This is a genomic window from Treponema sp. TIM-1, from assembly GCF_046533115.1.
In the GTDB taxonomy this organism is placed as follows: domain Bacteria; phylum Spirochaetota; class Spirochaetia; order Treponematales; family Breznakiellaceae; genus JAIRMO01.
This window is the reverse complement of sequence record NZ_JAJQRC010000043.1, coordinates 1-25,796: the sequence shown is the minus strand read 5'-3', so window position 1 is coordinate 25,796 and position 25,796 is coordinate 1. Positions and strand designations below refer to the sequence as shown.

Sequence of the window (25,796 nt, the reverse complement as noted above, 5' to 3'; positions counted from 1 at the left end):
TCTAACACCCGTTGCACTGCCGTAATTCTTATTTGCGCCTGTGCTTCACGGTTTAATTTTCTTCCGTCATTTATTCGTATGATCATTCTATGTATTATATCATAGGCTAATACTTTTGTAAAGATTAGTATTTGCCCGGTAACTGTTACCGGCGGTTATGAGCTGCCGTAGTCCTACCAAAACAAACTGCATGCTGAGGGTGGTGATAAATGATGAAATCCCGAATCGTGCTACCATAATGCCGTTAACCGCGCCGATAAGCATGGTCAAGCTGACGGAACAGAGGATCGCCGCATAGGCGTGGAGACCAACATCACGCAGAAAGAATCCGCACATGAGGGTTGCGAAACCCGCCATATGGCCTATGGATAGATCAAAGCCCCCGGCGGAAATAACCACCCCCATACTGAGGGCCAGTACCGCGGGAAGCGCGGCGCCCAATAAAACCGAATAGGGGCTTTTAAGGTATGCCGGTTCCAACAGGGAGAATGCGATATAACAGAAAAACAGCAACACGATAAAAGAAACTGTCCGGGGAGAAGGCGTCCATTTATGGATTCTATTGTTTTTCATGGCATCCCTTCCTTAGACCTTAACCTGCTGAATAGCGCCTTTATTCTTAATAACCGAGATACCCACCGCGATTATGAGCACGATGCCCTGCACCAGGGGCGTATAATAATAAGCCATAGAGAGAAGCTGCATAAAGTTGGAAATCAGGATCAGAAATACCGAACCTACAAAGGTACCGGCAATATTTACCCTACCGGGATTGAACATGGTGGATCCCAAATAACAAGCCGCCAAAGCGGGAAGCAGGTATCCCTGTCCTGCCCCGACAATAGATCCGCCATATCGGATAGGTTCCGCCGTACCGGCCAACCCAAAGAGCATTCCGGCCAGGATAAAGGCAATAATTTTTATCCGGTTCTCATTGATCCCGGCCTCAAGACCAGCTGCCCGGTTTTCTCCAATAATCCGGAGATCAAAGCCGAATTTGGTTTTTTGGATAACAATGTAGGAAACAACAAAGAGCAGAATCAGAATCCAGCCAAAAACGTAAACCCCGCCTATTTCCAGGGTTCCGATTTTTTGAACCGATGGTTCCCGAAGCCAGATGGTTACCCCTTCATTATAGGATCGTTCAATTCCTAATCCCATAAACATAAACCCGATGGAAATAATGAAACCGGAAAATCCCGCTTTGGTAACCAGAAGCGAGATAAGCAGCCCGATAAAAGCTCCAATCAGCATAACTACACCCAGGGCAGGGAAATATCCCCAGCCTTTTGCCGTTATCAGCAGGGTAAAGGAAGCGCTCAGCAAGCCTATGGTCCCCGCGAAGGAAATATCCGTTTCTCCGGCGATCATCACATAGGACAAACCCAGGGCGATAAAACCCAGTACACTGGCTTGAAGGATGATGGTTTTGATATTTATCCAGGAGAGGAGGTTCTTGTTACCGCTGGCAATTTGTAAAATCAGAACCAGGACGATCAATACCAAGGGCATGGCGTATTTTTGAATAAAACCGGTCAAAGATGAGCCCTTAGTTATTTGCCATCCCTCCCATGATATAGGTTAAGAGTTTGTCTTTGGTTGTTTCCCGGGGAATAAGCTCCTTAAATATCTTTCCCTTAAAAAGCACGATGATCCGGTCACTGATCCCCAACGCCTCTTCAATATCCCCGGAGGAAAGCAGAATAGAACTTCCGCCTGCCGCGATATCCCCCATAAGTTTGTAGATTTCCGCCTTGGCACCTATATCTACCCCTGCGGTAACCTCATCCATCAGGTAGAGCTTATAGGATTCGGTCATCCACTTTCCTACCACTACCTTCTGCTGGTTACCTCCCGAAAGGGCGGACATGGTATAATTGATATCAGCGGGGATCACATTAAGGCGATCCACCATTTGGGAAGCTAGCTTTCCTTCCAGGGAATCGCTTAACACATGGTATTTCGCAATCTGTCGCATATTGATTGCGGTAATATTGTTTTTTATATCGTAATCGGCGATCATCCCCTCGGAAGCCCTATCCTCGGGAATCAAGGCAATACCTTGTTGAATCGCCTCCCGGGGGCTATGGTTTCGTTTTAGCTTTTCACCATTCAGGGTAATCTCTCCCGAATCGGCGTTGATAATTCCGTAAATGCAATTAAGTACCTCGGTCTGTCCGCAACCCACAGCACCGACCATGGTTACAATTTCCCCTTGATTAACATGGAGATCGATTCCAAAGATCTTATCTTGGTAGCTTAAGCCTTGTACCCGTAGCAGCTCGCCGCCGATAGTTACCTTTTTTTTAGGAAAAAACACATCGATATTTTTACCGAGCATAGAATTAACCAGATCGTTCTCTTTAAACTGCCCGGTATTTTCAGTTTTAACACACAAACCGTCCCGGAAAACGCTGATCCGGTCGGATATGGCGTATATCTCCTCAATGCGGTGGGAAATATAAATGATGGTAGTCCCCTTTTTCTGCATCTTTCTGATGATATTGAAGAGCTTATTTGTTTCTTCCAGGCTGAGCCGGGCGGTGGGTTCATCCAAGACCAGAACTTTTGTTTCGTTGACAATGGCCCGGGCAAGGATAATAAATTGCTGTTCTGAAACCGAAAGCAGCCCGGCGCTTGCCTTCAAGTCCAGAGGGAAACCGATAAGCCTGAGAGTCTCTTCCACTTTTTTTATACCGGATTTCCAATTAAGAAAACCAGCTTTTACCGGCGGCATGGCAAGGAGTATGTTTTCAAAAACACTCAGGCTGGGGACTATATTCAAGACCTGATGGACAACCTGGATCCCCTTCCGCTGGGTTTCTAGGGGAGAAAGCCCGGTAATATCTTCATTTTCAAAAGCAATGGTCCCCTCATCGGGTTTATACAGTCCCGCCAGCATCTTCATCAGGGTGGATTTGCCGGCTCCGTTGGACCCGACTATGGCGTGAACCTCATTGGCGTAAATATCCAGATTTACCCCTTTAAGCGCCTGGGTTGCGCCGAAGGATTTCTTTACGTCGTTCATCTTTAGTATAACCGTGTTTTTTTCCATTTCGATCTCAAAAAAAAACAAGCAACCGTAATATAGGCAGGACCACGTCCATATCTATATTACGGCCGATGGTTTATAATACCCTCGGTATCATTAATCCATATAGTCAGACAGAGAGCCAAGAACCGGCTCAAGCACTTCTTTCCAGTGATCCTCCGGGGTCTGAATCTTTACCGTCTTCAGGTCGCCCTTGATGTAATCATCATTGGTAACAAAATAGGTGGTACCGATCTGGGCAAAGGGGACAACTCCTCCTGACGCATGGGTAAGAACCGATTCCGCCGCCAGGGTACCCAGCTCGTATGAATTTTGTCCCATAAAGCCCCAATCGCCGGCATTTGGTTCAAGCATGGCGCTGATCACATCATCACCGGTATCGGCGCTTATAATGGTAACCTGATCTATCTTGTTCAATTCCCGCAGCGCGTTATATACGCCGATAGCGGGCATGTTCCAGGTAATCAGTACGGCGTTAATATCCGGATCTGCCTGCAAAGCGGCCTTGGTAATCTCATATCCCTCGGTTACCGGATCGACAGCAGGTACTTCCCGGGTGGCTCCGATTTTTTTGATTGCGCTGAAGGAATTCAGTACCGATTCAGCGCCTTTACCGCGCCAGAGCAGCGTGGCCCAGCCCGAAGTGTCCAGCAGGATGTATTTTCCCTGACCCTTCATTTTATTGATCGCATAGATCCTCATCTGTACCCCTCCGCTCCAGTTATCGCACATGATACCCGTGATGCCGCCGTCAAGGAACATATCCACCCCAATTACCGGAATGCCGGCATTTTTTGCCTGTACGGAAACGCTGTTGAAAGCGCCGCCTTCCCCGCCGGATACGATAATGTAATCAACTTTTTGGGTAATAAAGGTTTCTACCGCCGCCACCTGAGCCGAAGTGCTACCGCCACCATCCTGATGGTTCACCGTAAACCCATAGGGTTCAAGAATATCCTTGATTGCTTGAACGGAATTCTTGTTCCACGCGTTACCCATGTGTTGGCTTGCCACGCCGACAACTTTACCGCTGCCATTGACATTAAACGACTTTTGCGCGGATGCAGGCTGAGCCGGCTCGACCGTAGCGTCGGCAGCTGGGGCTGTCTGAGCTGCCGAATCGGCCTTTTCAGCGCCGGAACAGGCAGTTATAAGCGCAAACAGAGTAATAACAAACAGCAACACCGTAAATTGGAAAATTTTTTTCATCTCGTTCCTCCTGATATTATTTGTTTGAAAGTCAGGGATCTTACTTTGTTATCCGCCTGCTTTCTTAAAACACCAACTGCGAACCCGGTAATATCCATGCTAGTTTATCTCCTCAAAAGGCTTACCCTCCCGTTGATAGGCCTCTTTCAATATGCCAAGGGCCGAACGCAGGCCGATGCCGAACCTCCGGCACCCGGCCGCATACATTTCCTCAAGAACCGCAAGGGATCGTACCCCCCCGGCGGCCTTGATCGAGGTTTTATCCCCAACGGCATTTTTCATTATCTTGATAGTTTCAACCGTAGCCGGTTTAGCGGCCCAACCTGTCCCCGATTTGACAAAACTTACCCCGGCCTCAACCGCTATGTTACAGGCCCGTATAATTTCTTCATCAGAAAGATAGGCGCATTCAAGAATGGATTTAACCGGTATGGGATATACCGCTTCTACGACCTTTTTGATATCATTATGGACATATACATCGTCCCCGGACTGAAGGGCCCCCACATTGATCACCATATCGATTTCTTTACACCCTACGGATTTCATATACCTGGCGCAATCGACCTTTTGAGCCACCGTATCCGCCCCCGAAGGAAAGCCGGCCACCCCGCCCAGCATAACCGGAGAGTCCTTTAAGAGTTCCCCCAATTTTTCGGTATAACAGGGCATGGCAAAAGCGCAGATAAAGTTATATTTTATTGCGGCGGCGGCGATTTGCTCTACTTCCCGGTAGGTAACATCGGTCCGGACGCAGCTTACATCGATTAACCGGACAATTTCGGTATGGGATAACGGCATATACTTCCCTTTATAATTATAAAACCAAAAAGGTTATTATCTTTTGATAAAAAAATAATAACATAATGATCTATAGTTGTCAACAAAAATTTGTATATTTTTTTAGATAATTGCCATGTTTCCGGAATTAGGATTTTTTAACCCGCTTTTTTGCGATCACCCCCTAATCTTTTCCTTTCTATTCCTTCCTAATTGAAAAAAAAATAAAAATAGCCTATGCTAAAAAAGATAATGATGTTTTGCCGAGGGGACGGTATACTAGGCCGCCAAAGGGAAAAACCGTGAAAAATCCGATATACCAGGATGTGTATTTTAAGCTGAGGAAACTCATCACCAGTGGTGAATATATGGCCGGTGATTTTTTACCCACCGAAGATAAGCTGGAGGCTATTTACAAGGTCTCCCGGACCACCATCCGGAAGGCGGTGGAAATGCTCGCCGCCGACGGGTATATCGAAGTAAAACAGGGCCGGGGTACCAGGGTGCTGGATTACCAGTATACCCAAAACCTGAACCGGGTAACCTCGGTTTCTGACACCCTGCGGCAAAAGGGTTATGAAGTAATCATTAAGGATATTTATATAGACCGGATAGAGGCTTCCATACATATCGCGGAGAAACTCGGCGTAAAGGAAAATACCGGCCTTTACCGGATTCAACGGGTACTTTCGGCGGATACCGTTCCCACGGCAATACTGCTTAACTACATCAGCGTGGATTTGGCGCCGGGGCTGGATGAGAAGTCCGGAAAGATCTCCCGGTTATATAAATTTCTGGAATCCGAATTCGACATCTTTATAGATTCCTGCGTTGATACCATTTTTGCCAAGAATGCGGATTTTGTTGAATCCCAGATGCTCAATATCAAGACCGGGTCCGCCCTGCTGGAAATACACCGGGTTACTTATCAAACCGGAAGGCCCATAACCTACGATATAAGCACCATGCGGGCGGACCGATACCAGTTTGAGGTTAAGACTTCGGGGCGGTAAATTCCTCGAGATCCACGATTTACCTGGGGAACGCCGGGAGACACCCGGCAACTATACGGACAAGCTCTGCGGCGCAGGATTATCGCCCTAAAACAAAGCCCCTCCCTTAACCCGGAGGCCAGGAGAGAAACCGGCCCCCCAGGATGTGGATATGGAGGTGTTCCACGGTTTGTCCCCCATGGGACTTGCAGTTGATCACAAACCGGGCCCCCTTTTCGGTACAGCCCTGTTCTTTGGCCAATTCCTGGGCCTTGTTGAGCAGCCTGCCGGCAAGGTCAATATCCCCGGGCTCCAGTTCCATGATATTCCGGATATGCTTTTTAGGGATCAAGAGAAAATGAACCGGCGCCTGGGGGGTAATGTCATGGAAAGCCAGGAATTCATCATCCTCATAGATCTTCTTGCTGGGAATCTCCCCTGCAACGATCTTGCAAAAAATACAGTCACTCATAAAATAGTATGATATCATAGGGACGGAACATTGAAAATAGCGCATATTGCCTTGTAATTATTAGGCAATAGGGGAACTGGATAATTTATCGTTTTTATAGTATTATTGAAGATGATATTTTGATATGAAGGAGTTGTTCCATGAAAAGGTCTTTTGCCGCGGCGCCGGTTTGTATGGTTATTTTGGTTTTACTGGCAGCCTGTAGTTCAAATCCCAAGGTCAGCAGGGTCGATGCCGATACCCGGACCGATTTAAGCGGATATTGGAACAATACGGATGTGACGATTGTCTGTGATTCTTTGATCGCCTCGTTTCTTAAATCTCCCCGGGTGGCGGAATTTATCGCCCGTAAGGGGGAGCTTCCGATAATTCTGGTCGGTTCCTTTCGGAACGAGAGTGATGAACATATAGATACGGCCATCATCACCACGATTATGGAACAGGCCATCTTTGACAGCGGAAAGGCCCTGCCCGTGGCCGGGGGGGTATCCCGGGGGGAACTGCGGACGGAGCGGGCGGAGCAGCAGAGCTATGCCAGTGAGGATACCGCCGCTGCTTTGGCCAATGAGCTGGGGGCGGATTTTCTACTTACCGGAACCGTACGGACTATTGTGGATCAGGCCGGAAAAACCACCACCAGAACCTATTATGTATCCGCCGAATTGAGTGATATTGAGAGTACCGCCCGGCTTTGGATGGGGCAGAACAACGAAATCAAGAAAGTAATTGTAAGACCAAGTACCAAATTATAGCAGCCTGGGCCTTAGCTATGGTAATCCTGTTAAGGGACTGACGGCAACCGCTCAAGTTTTAGTTTTGAGCGGTTCCTTAATGTTTATATCCTCCAAGGGGAAAGATTTGAAAAAGGTCTTAAATGGGTTGTTCCTCATTTCAGCTGTTTTTTTTATTGCCTCCTGTGCTTCGAACCCCTACACCAAGATCGATAACGCGGTGGCCCGGGAAGATTTCGCGGCGGGGATTGAGACCCTGGAGGCGGATAAAAAAGACATCTATAAGTCGGACCTTATCTTATATTACCTTGACAAGGGGATGCTTGCCCATTATGCCCGGGATTTTGAGGAATCCTCGCGGCTCCTTGAGGAGGGGGAACGGGCCATTGAAGCGGCCTTTACCAAAAGCCTTACCCAGGGGATCGCCTCCTATCTCGTAAACGACCAGGTCCGGACCTATGACGGGGAGGATTACGAGGACATCTATAGTAATGTCTTTAATGCCCTTAATTATTACCACCGGCAGGATCCAGAAGGCGCCCTGGTCGAGATCCGGCGGATGAACAATAAATTACAGGCCCTGGCCACTAAATATGGAACCCTCAGCTCCAATCTTCGGCAAAAGGTCCTAGAAGAAGCGGAGGTAAACCTTTCCGGCGAAGACTATACCGGTTCCACGGAGTTTTCCAATTCCGCCCTGGCCCGTTATTTGGGGGCCCTTTTTTACCGGGGGCAAGGTAGGGCGGACGATGCCCGGATTGACCTGGAGGAACTGCGGCTTGCCTTTGCCGGCGCCCCCCAGGTGTATACCTACCCCATCCCTTCTTCCCTTGGGGAGGAACTGAGGGTCCCCCCGGGCATGGCCCGGCTTAACGTGATAGGTTTCAGCGGTTTATCCCCGGTTAAAGAGCAATCCACCCTCCGGATCCCCCTCTTAAACTATAATTATATTAAAATTGCCCTGCCGGTGATGGTATACCGGAGTTCCGAGGTCGGCCGTATTGAGGTGCTTTTTGATAATCAGGAAAGGTTTACCCTGGAATTGCTTGAGGATATGGAGGCGGTGGCCCGGGAAACCTTTAAGGAACATCTCAAGGTGATTTACCTTAAATCCATTATCCGGGCGACTGCCAAGGGGGTTACCGCCGTGGTCTTTGACGAAATCGGCCGGAACGATGAAGGGCTTACCGGCGCGGTCTTTGGGCTCCTCGGGCTGGGTACCCAGATTTTTACGGAGATAAGCGAAACCGCGGATCTACGGTTGTCCCGGTATTTTCCCGCCAAGGCCTATGTGGGGGGGATCACCCTTCGTCCCGGACTTTATTCCTTTTCGGTAAATTATTATAACCGGGGGGGTAGAAAAATCGCCGCGTTCCGGTATGATGATGTACCGGTACAAGCGAACAGACTCAACCTGGTGGAGGTTATATGTTTAAGATAAGCCCCCTGATTTTATTAGGTATTTTTTTTCTAGGCTGCCAAAGTACCGGACCGGGTACTACCAAGGCCCGGAATGATGTGGATGCCCTTATCGCATCGGCATCGGCCGAGATAGATGCCGTGTTGGCCGGTTCCTCCCCTACCCCCGGGTCTTCGGGGGGGATAAGCTCCGGCGGTATCGAGCCCCGCTGGGTTACGGCCCCCGAATCGGTATATGACCGGAGAACCTATATCTCCGCGGTGGGATACGGTAATAACCGGAATACGGCGGAACGGCGGGCCCTGGCCGCCCTCACGGCAATTTTCGGCCAGTCCATCCAGTCGGAAGCCCAATCCCGCATCGTTTATTCCGAGGCCCTGAGCGGCGGCGCCATAAGTTCCGCTTCGGGGAACAGTGATTTTGTCAACCTGATCAAAACATCGGCGGAGATGGACTCCCTGGTGGGCGCGGAGATCAAGGATCTCTGGTTTGACGGCAGCGGGACCTATTACGCGGCGGCGGTCATGGAGCGGGCCAAAACAGCGGCGCTTTATAGGGATCTGATAAACACCAACCAACGGCTCATCAACGATCTGACCGCCGTCCCCGAGGGGGAAAGATATACCCTGGACGGGCTCAGGCGGTTTCAGCTTGCCGCGGCCATCGCCGATACCAACACCACCTTTCTGAATGTGTTACGGGTCCTGGGGGATGGTTCCGTTGGGAATATTCCGGTAAATATGAAAACCGGGAACGATTACCGCCTGGAGATAGCCGCCATCACCAAAAACATACCCATCGCGGTGGCGGTGGAACATGACCAACGGGACCGGATCCGCAGGGCCTTTGAGGAGGTCCTGACCAAGGCCGGCTTCAGGATCGGCGGGGCGAATTCCCCCTACCTTTTAACGGCCCTGGTAACTATCGTTCCCGTAGACCTGCCCAATAATCCGAACCAATTTGTCCGGTATGTGGTAGACGCCAATCTGGAAGACCGCCGGACCGGGGATCTGCTTTTGCCCTTTTCGGTTGACGGAAGGGAGGGACATCTTTCCATTCCCGAAGCGGAAAACCGGGCGATTCGGGCAGCGGAAACCAAGATAAAGGAAACCTACGGGCCGGTTCTGGACGCCTATATCGCTCAATTTTCGGCTGCCGGTGAATAGGGAAAAGCCCTCCACCGTCATAGCCTCGACAGAATCCCCTTCCCGGATATTCCCGCCCCTCATTGCGGAAGGCCCTTTTTTGTGTTATGGTTTTTTTAAGAGAGATTATGGTGGACGATGAACAGCTCATAGTAAAAAATCTGCCCTTTATACGGATTTTGCCTGCCTGGGCCCAGGAATTATCCTATAAATACCTGTCTAAAACCACCAACCTGTATATCATCCATGGGAATATTCGGGATCTGCTTCCCCACAAGATGAACGAGGGGGAGTTTGTTTTTGCCCGGATCCAGGACTATATTTCCGAAGTCCTCTTTGGAAGCCGGGACATTATCGCCTTCTATGACCGCTCCAGCGGGGTAGCCTTTTACTCCGACGAAATGACCCGTTCCTATCAGGCGGCCATGGCGGAACGGTATCCTGACATTGACGGGGCGGATTTTATCGCCACCGAGCCGGAGCAGAGTTTTTTCTACCTGGAAAAATATTTTCTTATGAACATCCCCCGGAAAAAACGGATGGTGCTGATCCTGGATTACGCGGAGACCATTATCCCCGGGGGAGATATGATCCGCCTCTCCGAAGAAGACCGGTATTGCCTGGTGACCCTGAACCGCTGGTCCCATGACCCCATATTCACCCGGGGGGATGTTTCGATCATCCTCCTCACGGAAAACCTGGCGGATCTGTCCCAGCGCCTGGTGGGCTCCCCCTCCACGGTGAAGGTGAGTATTCCCCTGCCCGACCGGGAGGTGCGGGGGAGTTTTCTTAATTTTATGGAAAAAAAAGGCTATTTTCTGCCGGACCGGAGCATAACCGTTGAAGGGGTGGCGGCCATCACCAGCGGTCTTAACCTCCTCAACCTCAACCGGCTGGTCATGGAGAGTTACTCCGAAGATGTACCACTGTCCCTGGAATACCTGCGGTTAAAGAAAAAGGAGATCATCGAAAACGAGGCGGCGGGGCTGCTGGAATTTATGGAGACCACCCATGATCTTTCCTATGTGTCCGGGCATGAGTTTGTTAAAAAGCGGTTTAAAAACGCCGCCCGGGCGATAAAACTGGGAAGGCTGGACGTACTCCCCATGGGCTACCTTATTGCCGGGCCGATTGGGACCGGAAAGAGCTTTATGGTCAGCGCCTTTGCCGGCGAAATCGGGATCCCCATGGTCAAATTCCGCAATTTCCGGTCCAAGTGGCAGGGGGTTACCGAATCGAATCTGGAAAAGGTCCTCAATATCCTTACCTCCATGGCCCCCGTGGCGGTGATGATCGACGAGGCCGACGCTTTTCTGGGGGACCGGGACCAGGAGGGGGATTCGGGGACCAGCAACCGGGTGTTCGCCCAGATCGCCAGCTTTATGGGGAATACCGAATACCGGGGCAGGATCATCTGGTTCCTCATTACCTGCCGTCCCGACCTTATCCCCATAGACCTCAAACGCCAGGGCCGGGCCGAGGAACACCTGGCCCTGTTCTACCCCGATACCGACGCCGATCGGGAAGCCCTATTCGACGTACTGGTGCGTAAACTGGACCTTTCCATCCGTAAATTCCCCGTCTCCGAGGTGCTAAAAAGATTCCGCCACGAATTTTCCGGGGCCGACCTGGAGGCGGTACTGATCCGGGCAAAGCTCCGGGCCGCCATGTCGGATCGTACCTTTGTAAGCCGGGAAGACATGGAAGAAGCCCTGGCGGACTTTATTCCCCCGGCCTATCCCCACGAAATAGAACTCCAGAACCTGGTGGCCGTCCTGGAGTGTACCTCCAAGGAGATGGTGCCCCGGCGCTACCGGAACCCCGACCGTACCAAACTGGTGCAGGAGATCCAGGAACTCAAATCCCTCCTGGGGGAGCGGTAAGGGGTTACCGGCCTGGGGGTCCTGCCGGTTCTTCCTTTTTGGCGAAGATTAACTTACTGCATCAAACCCAGTAATTTAGACTAAGGTGGCATATTCGATGAAGTTGTCTTTCAAAAAAGTGGGATTTACCCTTTCCTTTACTGAAAAAGTAAGCTTTACCCTGCCCCCGGTATTTGTCCTACGGAGTGTTATCGGCAGCCAGCTTCGCCGGCTTTGTTGTGTGTCCCACAATAGTACCTGTAACGAATGTATGTTCAGTCAGTCCTGCGCCTATGGATTTGCCTTTGAATCTATTGTCCCTAAAAACAATCAGGTCCTTATGGGCCGGGATCGGATCTCGCATCCGATAATACTGGAAACTGAACAATTCAGCGATGTAACGGCGGATTCTCTCACTATTTATATGATTTTTCTTGGTGCGGCGCTTAAGTACCTTCCCTATTTTTATTATGCCTTGAAAAATAGCGGGAAATCGGGTGTACTAAAGGAACGGGTTTCCTTTACGATAGGTGATGTTCGGGACGGAAGCCGTTCTCTCCTGATAGATGAAGATACCCTGGATACCGGATTTGCGCCAGAGGTATGGGAATATGAACCGGAGGCATCCGCCGCAGCTATGCAGAAAAGTCTGATGGTACGGATCACGGCGCCTCTCCGGTTCAAGGTGGATGGCCGGTACACCGATAGGTTCAGCGCCGGTGATTTTGCCCTCTGTCTTCACCGGCGGGCACAGACCCTCTGTTCCCAGTACGGCGTTAATGATTTTCCCCGCAATGGGGGGGAGGGCGGATCAGGGGAATACCGGGTTTCGGAAGGATGGGATATAACCGAGCGCAGCCTGGTTTGGCGCGATTATACCCACTACTCAGCCCGGCAGAAACAGCCCCTGCGCTTGGGAGGGGTTACCGGAACCATGGTACTATCCGGGGAGTTCAGCCCCTACGAATACGCGCTGCTGCGGTTTGCGGAGATTTTTCACGCCGGCAAGAATACCAACTTTGGCTTGGGGAAGATCGATATTTGGGAAAAAGGGTGAAGGAGGCATGGTGGATAAACACGCAAGCTATAACGAAACAATTCTTGGGGCATGGCTGCATGCTGCCGGCCCGTTTCTCCGCGCCGGATTCTTAGATTCCGTCAAAGACTGTTTCCCCCAGGATATACGGCAGGAGGAAGTTATCCGGCTGGTTTCCCATGGCTGCAATCCTTCTGAAGATGACGAGGGGATTATCGGTCAGGCAGGACATTTGAGCCGCGGCGCGGCAGCCGGTGAAACCGCCGGAGAACAGGGTGAAAAGACCGGGACCCCGGTAAAACCGCTGGTCCATCTGCTCTCCACGGTCAGCATGGACGGCCGGAAAAGCAGTCCTGCCTACTGCCGGCTCCTGCCCCTTGCAGGGGATGAGATCCTCCCCTCGCTTGAGAAGGCCCTGGATCCGGGGAAGTACCGGGATCTGATTGAAAAATTCGAGAAGGATTTTCACGCCCTCAAGGATAAGCCCTATGGGGAATTTATGTCCGCCCTGGATACCCTCTTTGAACACTACTTTTGGTGTATCCCTTTTGACCAGAAAAATGAAACCGATGTAAGCCTCTATCAGTATGCGAGAATTTTCACGGCCCTTGCCGGGGCGCTCTACCGCTGCCATGAAGCGGCGCAGACCGAAACGGTTGCGGCCCCTGCCGGGGAAAACAAGCAACGGTTCTTGTTTATCAACGGCGATATATCGGGGATTCAGAAATATATCTTTGATCTCAACGACGCAAAACAAAACGCCAAACTGCTGCGGGCCCGCAGTTTTCAGCTCTGGGCTTTAAGCGAGATCATCGCGGAATACCTTGCCCGGCAGTTCGGTGGAGGCCGGGAGAGCATCATCACCTCTGCGGGGGGCAAGTTTCTCCTTTTGGTTGCCCATACCCCGGAAAACGCCGGTAAGATTCCCCGGTTAAGGCTGGAACTGGAACAGTACTTTATCAATGAATTTGCCGGCAAACTGTCATTTATTCTGTCCGAGGGTGTTCCCGCCGGAGACGGGGATTTTGAGGGGGGAAAGGTTCAGGACCTGCTCAATCGCATAGGAACCTGCGCCGAGGAAGCGAAACAGCGTAAAATGCAGGCCTATCTGGACGCCGTGGGGCCGGTACTGGAAGCCCATTATGAAAGCCTGCAAGAGAACGGGGAATGCGCCTGCTGCGCTTTTTTGCCCGGAATACTGCCCTACGGCGATAGCGGCGGTGACAAGAAACTATGCCGTAATTGTTCGGATTTAATCCGCATCGGCGGTAAGCTGCTGCATACCAATAAAATTATCCTAAAAACCGAACAACTGCTTCCCTTTGGTGAAATGGCGGAGATCCGGCAAAAAAACGAGCCTTCCTTTGGGTATACCATAAACGAGTATAACCCGGGTAGTCCGGTCATGTTCCTGCCCTATATTGCACCCTGGGCGGATGAAAAGCGGGGCATCCTTAAGACCTTTGAAGATATCGCGGAGGCTTCCACGGGAAACAAAAAAATCGCCATGTTTAAAGCGGACATTGATAACCTAGGGCTGGTCTTTTCTTCTTCCCTGGGCAGCAGGGTGTCCCTCGCCCGGTATGCGGAGCTGAGCCGGTATCTGCATTATTTCTTTTCAGCGTACTATAGCCATTTTATACGCAGCCATGAAGCATACCGGCAGAATATTTACACCGTATTTTCCGGGGGCGATGATCTCTGCGTAGTGGGCCCCTGGGATACGGTTATGCACTTCGCTGTGGATTTTAGAAAAGAACTGGCGCGGTTTACCAACAATAACCCGTCATTAACCCTGTCGGGAGGAATCAGCCTGACCAGTCCGACTCTTCCGGTGCGGGATATCGCGGAGAACGCCGAAGAAGCCCTGGAGGAGTCAAAGCAGCACAGAGATCCGGGAAATATTCGTTTGGTAAAAAACAGCATCACCGTATTCGATACCACCGTAAGCTGGGAAGATTACGAAAAGGCCCTTAACGACGGCAAAAAATTATACGATTATATCCAGGAGCATAAAACGGACGGTAAAAAAGGATTATCCTCCGGGGTCGTTTACCGGCTGCTGGATTTTGCCGACCGGGCCGTGAAGGTTCAAAAGGGAGATCTGCGGAATTTTCAGGATGCACGGAACCGCTTATGGATCAGTAATTTCAGGTATATGATCGCAAGAAATATAGCCGATACCACGGTACGGGATTGGTTTTCCGGTTTTGGAACAACGGAGAATATTATCAAATCCCGTATCGCGGTAAGTTACGGGTTATACGCGAATCGAAAAGAATCAGAGAGCCCTTAGGGGGTAAAGAGGAGGGAGTATGGACTACGGAAATCAGGATAATCGTGATAACCGGGGACAGCACGGCCGTCATGAAGCGCCGCTTGCACCGAAGCCGGTTACTATTGACGGCTTTTATACGGCGGATAAAAAGATCAAGCCGGATCTGTTTGACAAAACAGCGCGGGAGATTGGGGAGAGCTTTTACTTTTATATCAAGGATTTCAAGATAGGCGTCAGCATTACCCAACTGCGGCGCCTCTTTGACGAGGTAAAACGGTATGATCAGATCCTTGAGGTCTCACCGGATCAGTGGGAGGCCCAGCTTCCGTACATCAGGATGATAAAATCAAAGGTCAGCTATACGGTTGCGAAGGCGATCAAACAAAAATTATCGGATAAGGAGACGCCGGAAAAAAAGGTCTATAAAAACCTTGCATCCTTTATAATCCAGGGCATTGATCTGGTCAAGGAGTTGAAGGATTACCATGTGTTTGTTTCCTTGTTTGAAGCCGTCTATGGGTTTTACTATGAAAAAGCTCCGAAGAGTAGAGATTAAGGGAGAAGGGGGATACATACGATGCAACAGATTGGACTAAAAAAACTAAGCGGACAGATCGTGGTTAAAACCGGGCTGCACATCGGCGCGGGGAATGACAAGATCGAAATCGGCGGCATGGATAATCCGATAATCAGGAATCCCTTGACCCGGGAGCCCTATATCCCCGGTTCTTCCCTCAAGGGAAAGATGAGATCCCTCCTGGAATGGCATTTGGGGAAAGTACAGGACAACAAGGGGAAGCCCTGCAACTGTGGTAAGGCGGACTGCCCAATATGCAGGGTATTCGGCAGCGCCAATAACAGCAAGGACAGCGATGAGAGCAAGGAAAGCAAGGAGAAGCATCAAACGGGGCCGACCCGTCTCATCGTCCGGGACGCCTTTCTTTCCGCAGAGGACAAGAAAAAAATGGATGACGGGAAGGCGATTGTCGAAGAAAAATACGAAAATAGCATTAACCGAATTACCGCCTGGGCGAATCCCCGGCCCATAGAACGGGTTGTCCCGGGGGTAAAATTTGATTTTGAACTGGTCTACCGGATCATCAATACCAACGACGATGGTAAGACCGATACTACCAACTTTGACACGGTAGTCTTAAAGGCCCTCAAGCTGCTGAAAAACGATTATCTGGGCGGCGGCGGGACTCGGGGAAACGGACGGATTGATTTTATCAATGTAAAAGATGAAACCGGCACGGCGATAGAACTGTAGGCGGCGGCAGGATGACTTTATACCGGATAACCCTTACCTTATGTTCTCCCCTGGTAACACCCCTCAAGGGGGATACCATTTGGGGGCATATGGTCTGGGGTATAGCGAACCACGAAGGGGATGAAAAGGCCGCGGAATTCCTTGCCTTGGAGGGGGGCGATACCCCGGCCCTGGTGGTTTCCAGCGCCTTTCCGGAGGCCGCGCTCTGTAAACCTATCCCTGAACCGGAGGAGCGGAGCAAAACGCCCCTGGATGCGGATACCTACGCCAAGATCAAGCACCGCAAAAAAATCAAATACTGCGCCGCCTCGGAATATGTGGAGGGGATCCCTGAAACAAGGCGGGAGGATGACCATCCCCTTACCGCGGTTCAGATACTGCATAATACCATTGACCGGGAAAGCAACACGGTGCTTGCGGGGGGCCTATATTCGGTTCGGGAAATGTGGAGCAAGATTCCAAACTGGGACATCTATATCCTTTCTTCCTTCAGCGCCGAGCGGGTACAAGAACTGTGTGAATGGGCCTTTGAGCATGGATACGGCGCGGATGCCTCCATAGGGAAGGGTAAGATCACGATAAAAACAGCGCCCCAGGCGGTACGGGCAAAGAAAAACGGCAATACCTACATGGCCCTTGGCCCCTTTGTAAAGGACAGCGGAACGGGCATTACCGCGCTACGGGGGGATATTTTTATCCGCGCCGGCAAACTCGGCGGCGCCTTTGCCGCCAACAAATCTCCCTACAAGAAAACCGTGGTCCTCTATGACGAAGGGGCGGTCTTTACCGCGGAAAAGCCGCTGCAATTCGCGGGTAAGATGCTGCCTGCTATGCACCGGGATTCCCGCATTTGCCAATCCGCCTTTGCCCCGGTGGTACCGATTTCCTGAAAAAGAGAAGGAGCAGCTATGGCAAAGAAAACCTATACCCTCACCATCAGACCCCTCACGGGTATCCATATCGGTACCGGTGAGGAACTGACTCCCCTGGATTACAAATTGACCAAATCATCCTCAAAGACCGCGGCCGGGACTATTGTTAAAACCATGTATTGGAAATATTCCAGCGATAAGATTCTGCGCCGGCTTATTGCCGAAAAAAAGGATCTCAGCGCCTTTGAACGGGCCGGTGTTAACGGAAACATGGGAGAGTTGCAGTCATTTTTTCAGGCGAACTGTACCCTTGATGACCTTGATTATCTCTGCGATATAACCAAAGAATTTGAACAGGTTTACAACTATAACCGTGCGAAAGACCCTTACGATAACGCGGCGCGGGTTTTGTCCATGTACCGGCCCGAAGGTTCCACGCGTCCGGTCATTCCCGGAAGTTCGCTTAAAGGCTCCATACGGACGGCGGTATTAAATAGCCGGCTGGAGGATCTGGAGAACGCTGCGTATGAGGCATTGTTACGGGAATCAAACGAGTCTAAGGTGCAAAAGAAGGTGCTGGACTATGATGACGCAAAAAACGATCCCTTCCGCTGTATTTCGATCAGGGATTCTGCGTTTTCCGCGAAAGATACCCAGTTGGTGGGGCTTCTTAAAAACATTTCCGGTAACAAAACCAAGGATACTCTTTTCTCCCTTGACAAGCTGCAAATTCAGGCGGAGGTTATCCGGGGGGAACTGCTGGAGGGCGCCGCTTCCGCGGAGACTTCTATCACCATTGATACGGATTTACAGGCAGTTTCCTTTCCCGGTAAATATGGACAGTCCCCCTCCCGGATCACAAAATTATCCATGGAAAACATCGTTGAATCCTGTAATTATTTTTATTGGGATGAATTCAAAAGCGAGTATGAAAAATTCTATAAAAATGTTGTTGACGGAACTACCGGCATCATCGAAGAACTAAAAAAGAAACTGGAAACCGCATTAAAAGAAAAGGACCGGTTTATTATCCGCCTGGGACGTTGGAGCCAGGTGGAATTCGTAACCTTGAACGAGAATTTCAGAAAACCGGAAATCAGAAGAAGGGAGAGAGACCTGGGCTCGGGAAACACCAGAACCGTATTCAGCTATAACGGGCAGTTTGTCCCCATAGGCTGGTGTATTATGACCATAAAGGAGACTGTATGAGTAACTATACGCTTATTTCATTTGTCGGTACCGGACAGTACAACAAAAAAGGGGAATCCGAAGGCTACAAAACGATCAAATACCAATTCCCCAACGGAACGATCTATGAAACCAGTTTATTTCTTGAGGCCCTGCTCCAGGCGGAATACAAGCCGGTAAAGAAAATAATTCTTATCGGGACCCAAACCTCAAATTGGGATGTCCTGCTTGCGGATATGCAATCCAATCCAGGGGGCGAACCCGGGGACTATACGGACCTATGGGAGCGGCTCGTGAAGGAATGTGAAGCGGATACCACCGCAGGTATTACCCCGGAATCCCGGGAGCGTCTGGAAAAAGCCCTGACAAAAAAAACCGGCGTTCCTGTGGTTATAAAATACCATACCCCGGAAATCAGCGCCGCCACCATACCGGAAATCTTTCCGGTCTATAGTTCCCTGGTAAAAGAACTTGCGGAGGATACGGACATACTCCTGGATATTACCCACGGCTTCAGGTCCATGCCGCTGCTGGTGTATCAGGCCCTGCAATTCGGCCTGGCCGGGGATTCCCAGCGGAAGGTTGAACTTATCTATGGTGAGATCCGCCAAGACGCGGCCTCCCCTGCCCCTGCCCGGGATCTATCGGAGTACTGGAGGCTTTCCGATATAAGCGCGGCGAAAAATCTGTTTTTCCGTAAATTCGACGGCAGGCGGCTTGCGGCGTTTCTGCATGATGCCTGGGATGAAGGGGAGAATTTAATTATCCGTTTCAGTACGATTGTTGAATGTAACCTTTCGCTGGATATGTGGCGGTGGATACAGGATGCCAAGCGTGCGCTTTCCCGTCCGCATAAGGGGACAGAACCTGATTGGATTCTTGAACTGCAGGATTTTTTGAGGAAAGAGATAATCAAAAAAACAGATCATCCGTTGACCAGCGATATCCTGCGCGCCTTCTCCCGGCTGCTGGAAGAACATAATCTGAGAACCCAGGCCATCATCACCCTGCAGGCAGCCCTGGAAACCAGAACCGTCGAATACTACGGCTCGGTTGATGAAATTGGGAATTATAACGCATGGGACACTACTTACAAAAATAAATACCGAACAAAACGAGATGCGCTCTCTCAAAATGGTCCCCTTTGTACCCTTGAATGGGTGCGAAACAGTATAGCCCACGGAGGATACAAAGATAACCGAGGCAAGGCCTTTACCTCCCAGGAAGTATGGACTGCCCTAAAAAATTGTAAAAATGCCGTACATGAATATTTTGAGCAGGTAAACCCGGATAAAAAAAACGCTGATAAGCCTCCTGCCGCCGGAGGAGCAGGAGGCTAGCCATGGCCAAGGCCTTTTGTCTGTTGAATCACGCCTTGACGGAACGGCAAAAGGCGGAACTGTTCGCTGATTTTGCCTGTGAGGAACTTATCTATCCGCCGGAAGCAGTCTCACGGGCATGGAGCAGTGTTTCTACGATAAAAGAATTGACCTACCTTCAGTTAAAGCCCTTTTCGGATTGGCTTGCCGGGGCGGCTGCCGGCGATGTGGCGGTACTCCAGGGAGAGGCCGGTTCCAACTTTGCCCTGGTAGATTTTGCCCTGCAAAAAGGTCTTGTTCCGGTTCATGCGGTAACCCAACGGATAGCCCTTGAAAGCCGGAAAGGGGAAAAGGTCCGGCGGCGCTACGAGTTTGAGCATATCTGTTTCAGGAGGTATCAGTATTTCAAGGATTATTGCTAGGGATCATCCCCTTTGCGAAGAGGACTTTCGGAAAATAGGAAAATATGGTAAAAAAAGATATACCTAGTACCTTGTAACATCTAAAACTGTGCTAGAGAAAATGACCACAAAGGCGAAGAAGGCGCAGAAGGAAGTCGAAAATGGAAAAAAATGAAGTAATTCCGTCCTTTTGTGCCTATTTGCCTTTGGGTGATTTTCTTATGGGGTCAGTCACCGTGGGAATATTAAGAATGACGAGGAAAAAAAGAAGAGTAGGGGGGCTTCCTCATGCTTTCTTAATTCTTCATCCTTCCTTCTTCGCCTTATTCGCCTTCGTGGTTAAATTCCATTAGTTCGTATTTGCCACTTTTAGATATTACCGTCTACTAGCTTAAAGGGGCATTTGAAGTAGGACGGTGCGCTGCGTCAAGTTCCCAGTTCGACAAAAACCGCCCAATCCGGGGGAGGTTCGCGAATTTTTTAATTCCTTATAATACAAGGAATTATGATAAAACAGGAGGATTTATTGGCGTATAAACAGAAAAAATCTGAGACCTTGATGGAGGTTCGCGAATTCTGCCTTGTAATTATCTATAATACAAGGAATTACAAAGGGGACGGTTTGAAAATTTGACCTGATTTGAAGGGATTGCGACGTAAGACATCACTTAACCAAGCAGCCATTCAAGTTTGAAAATTTGACCTGATTTGAAGGGATTGCGACTCGGGGTTGTAAGTACCGTCCGAAAACTTATAGGTTTGAAAATTTGACCTGATTTGAAGGGATTGCGACCTCTCCTTTGCCATTTTCGGCATTTTGATACCTTGTTTGAAAATTTGACCTGATTTGAAGGGATTGCGACTCGACGTTGGGTTTTACCGAGGAGGACGTGCAGGCGTTTGAAAATTTGACCTGATTTGAAGGGATTGCGACTCATATATATTGATCCTAGTGATCAAGTTTATTTTTCAAGTTTGAAAATTTGACCTGATTTGAAGGGATTGCGACTTTATAGATTGATACCCTTAGTTCTGTTCCCTTGGGTTTGAAAATTTGACCTGATTTGAAGGGATTGCGACCGATATTGATCCGTCGTGGTATTCTATTATCGCGTTTGAAAATTTGACCTGATTTGAAGGGATTGCGACCTCAGCGATATACCGCGCGCCGATTGTTTTGCCGGGTTTGAAAATTTGACCTGATTTGAAGGGATTGCGACCCGACCGTTACCGCGACGGTTATAGTGTCTTCCCGTTTGAAAATTTGACCTGATTTGAAGGGATTGCGACTAACCATTGTCCTCCAGCCACTGGCGCGCGAACGTTTGAAAATTTGACCTGATTTGAAGGGATTGCGACTGCATCCAGCCGATACAACCATTTACACAAGTTAGGTTTGAAAATTTGACCTGATTTGAAGGGATTGCGACGGGACGTTTGACAATCATATCGGGCAGTCACCCGGTTTGAAAATTTGACCTGATTTGAAGGGATTGCGACTTTTTGCTTCTACTCCCATGAATCTAACCCCTTTAGTTTGAAAATTTGACCTGATTTGAAGGGATTGCGACTCTCCCATTCCGCAAGCATAGCGTCGGCACACTTCGTTTGAAAATTTGACCTGATTTGAAGGGATTGCGACAATGGATCACTAGTGGATATACGGGGTATTGGAGTTTGAAAATTTGACCTGATTTGAAGGGATTGCGACTCAAACCAGGCGTCAATCTGTTCGTTGGTGAAGTTTGAAAATTTGACCTGATTTGAAGGGATTGCGACGTTTGTTTGCCGGTACCGCCGACCGACTCAACAAGTTTGAAAATTTGACCTGATTTGAAGGGATTGCGACCGATGGTCCTCGTTGTAACCTTTTATCGTTATCATAAGTTTGAAAATTTGACCTGATTTGAAGGGATTGCGACTTTACGGTGTCGTTGCCCCGCGTTCTGATAACCTGGTTTGAAAATTTGACCTGATTTGAAGGGATTACGACTTGTAAATGAAGGGGATGACAAATTGATTGGGGGTTTGAAAATTTGACCTGATTTGAAGGGATTGCGACACTTTTGCGAACGCCAACTGTTCCTTCAGATACTCCATGGTTGAAAATTTGACCTGATTTGAAGGGATTGCGACTAATGGATTTCTTGCAGGGACCCAGCCTTATAGACCGTTTGAAAATTTGACCTGATTTGAAGGGATTGCGACGTAAGTTTTTTAATTTTTACGTCCGTAACCCCATGTTTGAAAATTTGACCTGATTTGAAGGGATTGCGACTTTTCTGCCTTAGTCATAGTATTCTCCTAGTACGCGTTTGAAAACTTGACCTGATTTGAAGGGATTGTGACACATTACAGAAATTGTTAGTGTTGCCAGAGTACGGGTTTGAAATTTTGACCTGTCTTGAAGGGATTGCGACAGGGCCGATACCAAACCAATACGTTGATCCAGGTATTTGAAAACTTGACCTGATTTGAAGGGATTGCGACGTGGACTTCACTTCCTCATTCCTTAACTTGGTCTTGTTTGAAAATTTGACCTGATTTGAAGGGATTGCGACGCGGGCTTCCGTTACTCGGTCAGTCCTATAATATAATGTTTGAAAATTTGACCTGATTTAAAGGGATTGCGACACTTTTGCGAACGCCAACTGTTCCTTCAGATACTCCATGGTTGAAAATTTGACCTGTCTTGAAGGGATTACGACCTGCAAAAAGCGGGAAAAACTGTCGTTAATGGGGTGATACCTTGATTGGATTAAAAATACGGATATTAAAACCAGACTTTCGAATAATCACGAACCTTCACAAAATCTTCATTTGAAAGTTATGCCTTTGTTCAGATAGTTTGATGGTTTATGGCTAAATTCCTTTAGATGTACCGGATTGTTTATGACAATAAGGGCATAAATACCCTTATTAAACCAAAAATATTGATATATAACCCAAAATACCACCAAGACCAAAACCCTTCATTTGAAAGTACCGTTTTTGTTCGTGCCGTTCGTGTTGGTTCGTGGTTAAACCTCTTCTAAAGTTTACACGGTACTACTACCGGTTGAGTTCCGCCAATTCCCCGTACACAAGGCCGGTGAGTTCCTCCGTGGCCCGGCCCAGTTCTATCAGGCGGTTTTCCTTTTGGGCGCGGTGTTTGACCTCCACCATGGGGGGGCTCAGGTTCAGGTTCTTGTCCCCCAGCACCACCCGGAAGGGGATGCCCATGAGGTCCGCGTCGTTGAATTTGACCCCGGGCCGCTCGTTCCGGTCGTCCAACAGCACCTCGATCCCGTGGTTTTCCAGGGCAGCAGCAAGGCCGTCCGCCGCGGTTTTCACGGCCCCGTCGTATTTGATGGGGATAATGATCGCCTGATAGGGGGCCACGGTCATGGGCCAGATGATCCCTGCCTCGTCGTGGTGTTCCTCGATCACGCTGGCCAGGGTCCGGTCCAGGCCGATGCCGTAACAGCCCATGGTGGGGATCCGGGTTTTGCCGGCCTCGTCCAGGTAGCTTACCTGCATGGAGCGGGTGTACTTATACCCCAGTTTGAAGATGTGCCCCAGCTCGTTCCCCTTTTTTTCGTAGAGTTCCCCCCCGCAGAGGGAACAGCGGTCCCCGGCCTTGACGGTGCGGATATCCGTGACCAGCCACGGGACAAAGTCCCTGCCGTAGGCAACGTGCGTATAGTGGAGGTCCCGGGCCAGGGCGCCGGTAACCGCGTCATTCATGGCGGTTACGGAAAGATCAGCGATGATGGGGATCCCTTCCAGACCCACAGGGCCGGCAAAACCCACCGGCGCCCCGGTCAGGCGCACCACATCGGTGTCCGCCGCCAGGGTCACTTCCGAGGCCTTGAGGACCGCGGCGAGTTTTATTTCGTTAACCTCCAAATCCCCCCGGATGAGGACCGCGAAAAAAGTCTCGCCGTAACTGAGCTCCCCGGAAGGCCGTTTTTCGCCCCGGTGATTCCCCGGCGCGGAGGACAGATCCAGTTCCACATTTACCGCCCGGTAGATCAGGGTTTTGATGAACCTTTTGGCATCGGTTTTGAGGAAACCGCAGAGTTCTTCGATGGTTTTTACTTCGGGGGTGTCGATTTTTTCAATGGCCGCCGTGGAAGCCGCGGCGGTCCGGGCGGCTTCCGGGGAAATCCCCTCCCCCCCGGCCCAGTCGGGTTTACAGGCAGCTTTTTCCACATTGGCCGCGTAATCGCAGGCCCGGCAGAGCAGCAGCGTATTGTCCCCGATCTCGCTTTCCACCATAAATTCCTCGGAACCGCTCCCCCCCATGGCCCCCGAGTCCGCCCGTACCGGGATCACCGTAAGGCCGCAGCGTTTAAAGATCCGCCGGTAGGCCCGGCCCATGGCCTGATAGGTTTCGTCCAGGCTGTCTTCATCGGTATGGAAAGAATAGGCATCCTTCATCACAAATTCCCGGCCCCGCATTACCCCGTAGCGGGGCCGGATCTCGTCCCGGTATTTGGTATTGATCTGGTAGAGGCTTAGGGGAAGCTGGCGGTAACTGGAAAGTTCGTCCCGGACCAGGGCGGTAAAGGCCTCTTCCGCCGTGGGGGACACCACAAAATCCGTGCCCAGCCGGTTTTTTACCCGGAGCAGCGCCTCCCCCATGGTCTCCCAGCGGCCCGATTCCTTCCACAAATCACCGGGAACCACCACCGTGGGCTTAATCTCCAAGGAGCCGATGGCATCCATCTCCTCCCGGATGATCCGTTCCACCTTGCGGAAGGAGCGGAGCCCCAGGGGCAGGTAGGCAAAAAGGCCGTTGGAGAGTTTCCGGAGCATCCCCGAACGGAACATCAGCCGGTGGCTTGCGATAAGGGCATCCCCGGGAACCTCCCGCAGGGTGGGAATAAAGGTTTGACTCAGCTTCATAGAAGGTCCTTATAAAGGGATAATCATCAAAAAATACCGCAGAACCGGCGGAGTTTTTTCAGCATACCCGGGGGAATGGTTTTTTTCAAGTAGACCCGGAATCAGGACAGTAATTCTCCGTTTAAAATAACCACGAACCACTCGAACAGACACGAACAACCACGATTTTTTGCTTCAATATTCCGGAATTTATACCTGAATTCTCTCCTCTGTTCGTGAGGTTTGTGTGGTTCGTGGTTATCTGTCCTTTGTTGAAAATGAGAATTGCCGGAAATTTATGGTACCGTGGATTCTTTGTATGAAGAGGCCTTCCGTATCGCCGTATCCATTACAATTTTGCTATGTCTTCGACGGAAAGCCCGGTTCCCTGGGCTATTTGATCAATCGGTATACCAATTTTCTTAAGATTCCGGGCTACTTCTATAGCTTTTTTCTGTATGCCTTCCTGTATACCTTCTCGCTTGCCTTCCCGGATACCTTCTCGCTTGCCTTTCTGTATGCCTTCCTCCCTGGCATGGTTGAGCCCACTGGTCCAGTCTGACATGGCCATCTCCCGCATTTGGTAGGCATGCAGGGCTTCCTTGTCGTTCGAGACATAGGACATCTTTTCCTCGGCCTTCTGTATTGCCGTATCCATGTTGATTACCTCCTCCACAAGTTTTTGCGGGCTGTCCTTGTCAAACCAAGTCAGCCACCGATGCAACGGGTCGTTCCGGATGTCCTTTTCCCCGAGCCGCCGGAACTTTACCATGTCGATAAAGTGGATTTCCAGGGCATCGGTCAAAAGCACTTCCCGATAGGTATCTTCCCAGATATGAAAACTCGTGTGAAATGCCGGGACCTGGGGCAGAAACTCGTAATTTACGATATTTATCGCTA

22 protein-coding genes and 1 CRISPR repeat array are annotated in these 25,796 nt (G+C 50.0%); of the genes, 14 read left to right on the top strand and 8 right to left on the bottom strand.

Annotated features, from left to right (window positions below; all coding sequences use genetic code 11):
• Nucleotides 1-99: 99 nt before the first annotated feature.
• The 5 genes from LQZ21_RS12655 to deoC all read right to left on the bottom strand — a co-directional run bounded on the left by LQZ21_RS12655 (nucleotide 100) and on the right by deoC (nucleotide 5,062).
• Nucleotides 100-573: an ABC transporter permease gene (locus tag LQZ21_RS12655; RefSeq protein ID WP_411044880.1), complete on the bottom strand. Its 474-nt coding sequence runs from the start codon at nucleotides 571-573 to the stop codon at nucleotides 100-102.
• 12 nt (nucleotides 574-585) lie between these two features.
• The gene (locus tag LQZ21_RS12650) at nucleotides 586-1,539 is read right to left on the bottom strand and encodes an ABC transporter permease (protein WP_411044879.1); all 954 of its coding nucleotides are present in this window, start codon (nucleotides 1,537-1,539) and stop codon (nucleotides 586-588) included.
• 10 nt (nucleotides 1,540-1,549) lie between these two features.
• Nucleotides 1,550-3,028 (bottom strand): sugar ABC transporter ATP-binding protein, encoded by a 1,479-nt coding sequence (locus LQZ21_RS12645; protein WP_411044878.1) that lies wholly within the window; start codon nucleotides 3,026-3,028, stop codon nucleotides 1,550-1,552.
• 120 nt (nucleotides 3,029-3,148) lie between these two features.
• The gene (locus LQZ21_RS12640; RefSeq protein ID WP_411044877.1) at nucleotides 3,149-4,261 is read right to left on the bottom strand and encodes a sugar ABC transporter substrate-binding protein; all 1,113 of its coding nucleotides are present in this window, start codon (nucleotides 4,259-4,261) and stop codon (nucleotides 3,149-3,151) included.
• 99 nt (nucleotides 4,262-4,360) lie between these two features.
• Complete coding sequence (gene deoC / locus LQZ21_RS12635; protein WP_411044876.1) at nucleotides 4,361-5,062, bottom strand: deoxyribose-phosphate aldolase; 702 nt, start codon at nucleotides 5,060-5,062, stop codon at nucleotides 4,361-4,363.
• Nucleotides 5,063-5,343: 281 nt separating this feature from the next.
• Between deoC and LQZ21_RS12630 the strand changes: the two genes are divergently transcribed.
• Nucleotides 5,344-6,054, top strand: a complete 711-nt coding sequence (locus LQZ21_RS12630) for a GntR family transcriptional regulator (RefSeq protein WP_411044875.1) — start codon at nucleotides 5,344-5,346, stop codon at nucleotides 6,052-6,054.
• 106 nt (nucleotides 6,055-6,160) lie between these two features.
• On the opposite strand, the gene LQZ21_RS12625 is transcribed toward LQZ21_RS12630, so the two are convergent.
• Complete coding sequence (locus LQZ21_RS12625; protein ID WP_411044874.1) at nucleotides 6,161-6,505, bottom strand: histidine triad nucleotide-binding protein; 345 nt, start codon at nucleotides 6,503-6,505, stop codon at nucleotides 6,161-6,163.
• Between the two features lie 140 nt (nucleotides 6,506-6,645).
• Between LQZ21_RS12625 and LQZ21_RS12620 the strand changes: the two genes are divergently transcribed.
• The 13 genes from LQZ21_RS12620 to LQZ21_RS12560 all read left to right on the top strand — a co-directional run bounded on the left by LQZ21_RS12620 (nucleotide 6,646) and on the right by LQZ21_RS12560 (nucleotide 20,380).
• Entirely contained in the window at nucleotides 6,646-7,257 is a 612-nt protein-coding gene (locus LQZ21_RS12620; RefSeq protein ID WP_411044873.1) for a penicillin-binding protein activator LpoB, read from the top strand.
• A 106-nt stretch (nucleotides 7,258-7,363) separates the two neighbouring features.
• Nucleotides 7,364-8,677, top strand: a complete 1,314-nt coding sequence (locus LQZ21_RS12615; protein WP_411044872.1) for a COG3014 family protein — start codon at nucleotides 7,364-7,366, stop codon at nucleotides 8,675-8,677.
• On the top strand, nucleotides 8,665-9,822 hold the full coding sequence (locus tag LQZ21_RS12610; RefSeq protein ID WP_411044871.1) for an LPP20 family lipoprotein: 1,158 nt from the start codon (nucleotides 8,665-8,667) through the stop codon (nucleotides 9,820-9,822). Before LQZ21_RS12615 ends, LQZ21_RS12610 begins: the two co-directional genes overlap by 13 nt.
• A 107-nt stretch (nucleotides 9,823-9,929) precedes the next feature.
• Entirely contained in the window at nucleotides 9,930-11,684 is a 1,755-nt protein-coding gene (locus tag LQZ21_RS12605; RefSeq protein ID WP_411044881.1) for an ATP-binding protein, read from the top strand.
• Between the two features lie 97 nt (nucleotides 11,685-11,781).
• Entirely contained in the window at nucleotides 11,782-12,720 is a 939-nt protein-coding gene (gene cas6 / locus LQZ21_RS12600; RefSeq protein ID WP_411044870.1) for a CRISPR system precrRNA processing endoribonuclease RAMP protein Cas6, read from the top strand.
• Between the two features lie 7 nt (nucleotides 12,721-12,727).
• A complete protein-coding gene (cas10, locus tag LQZ21_RS12595; RefSeq protein WP_411044869.1) occupies nucleotides 12,728-14,995 on the top strand; it encodes a type III-A CRISPR-associated protein Cas10/Csm1 in 2,268 nt (755 codons plus the stop codon).
• 19 nt (nucleotides 14,996-15,014) lie between these two features.
• Nucleotides 15,015-15,533, top strand: coding sequence for a type III-A CRISPR-associated protein Csm2 (gene csm2, locus LQZ21_RS12590; protein ID WP_411044868.1), 519 nt, complete (start codon nucleotides 15,015-15,017; stop codon nucleotides 15,531-15,533).
• A gap of 21 nt (nucleotides 15,534-15,554) precedes the next feature.
• The gene (gene csm3 / locus LQZ21_RS12585) at nucleotides 15,555-16,247 is read left to right on the top strand and encodes a type III-A CRISPR-associated RAMP protein Csm3 (protein ID WP_411044867.1); all 693 of its coding nucleotides are present in this window, start codon (nucleotides 15,555-15,557) and stop codon (nucleotides 16,245-16,247) included.
• An 11-nt stretch (nucleotides 16,248-16,258) separates the two neighbouring features.
• Nucleotides 16,259-17,137, top strand: a complete 879-nt coding sequence (gene csm4, locus LQZ21_RS12580) for a type III-A CRISPR-associated RAMP protein Csm4 (RefSeq protein ID WP_411044866.1) — start codon at nucleotides 16,259-16,261, stop codon at nucleotides 17,135-17,137.
• Between the two features lie 18 nt (nucleotides 17,138-17,155).
• Nucleotides 17,156-18,328 carry a type III-A CRISPR-associated RAMP protein Csm5 gene (gene csm5, locus LQZ21_RS12575; protein WP_411044865.1) on the top strand — a complete coding sequence of 391 codons (1,173 nt, stop codon included), beginning with the start codon at nucleotides 17,156-17,158 and terminating at the stop codon, nucleotides 18,326-18,328.
• Complete coding sequence (gene csx2 / locus LQZ21_RS12570) at nucleotides 18,325-19,647, top strand: TIGR02221 family CRISPR-associated protein (protein WP_411044864.1); 1,323 nt, start codon at nucleotides 18,325-18,327, stop codon at nucleotides 19,645-19,647. Before csm5 ends, csx2 begins: the two co-directional genes overlap by 4 nt.
• Nucleotides 19,648-19,649: 2 nt before the next feature.
• Complete coding sequence (gene csx20, locus LQZ21_RS12565; protein ID WP_411044863.1) at nucleotides 19,650-20,048, top strand: CRISPR-associated protein Csx20; 399 nt, start codon at nucleotides 19,650-19,652, stop codon at nucleotides 20,046-20,048.
• Nucleotides 20,049-20,188: 140 nt separating this feature from the next.
• Nucleotides 20,189-20,380 carry a hypothetical protein gene (locus LQZ21_RS12560; RefSeq protein ID WP_411044862.1) on the top strand — a complete coding sequence of 64 codons (192 nt, stop codon included), beginning with the start codon at nucleotides 20,189-20,191 and terminating at the stop codon, nucleotides 20,378-20,380.
• Between the two features lie 267 nt (nucleotides 20,381-20,647).
• A CRISPR array of direct repeats spans nucleotides 20,648-22,735; the repeat unit is 36 nt; unit sequence GTTTGAAAATTTGACCTGATTTGAAGGGATTGCGAC.
• Nucleotides 22,736-23,078: 343 nt separating this feature from the next.
• Here the strand turns inward: LQZ21_RS12560 and LQZ21_RS12555 are convergent.
• Both LQZ21_RS12555 and LQZ21_RS12550 read right to left on the bottom strand, forming a co-directional pair.
• Complete coding sequence (locus tag LQZ21_RS12555) at nucleotides 23,079-24,917, bottom strand: proline--tRNA ligase (RefSeq protein WP_411044861.1); 1,839 nt, start codon at nucleotides 24,915-24,917, stop codon at nucleotides 23,079-23,081.
• 328 nt (nucleotides 24,918-25,245) lie between these two features.
• The coding region (locus tag LQZ21_RS12550) for an Rpn family recombination-promoting nuclease/putative transposase (RefSeq protein WP_411044860.1) at nucleotides 25,246-25,796 on the bottom strand (551 nt) is incomplete at its 5' end.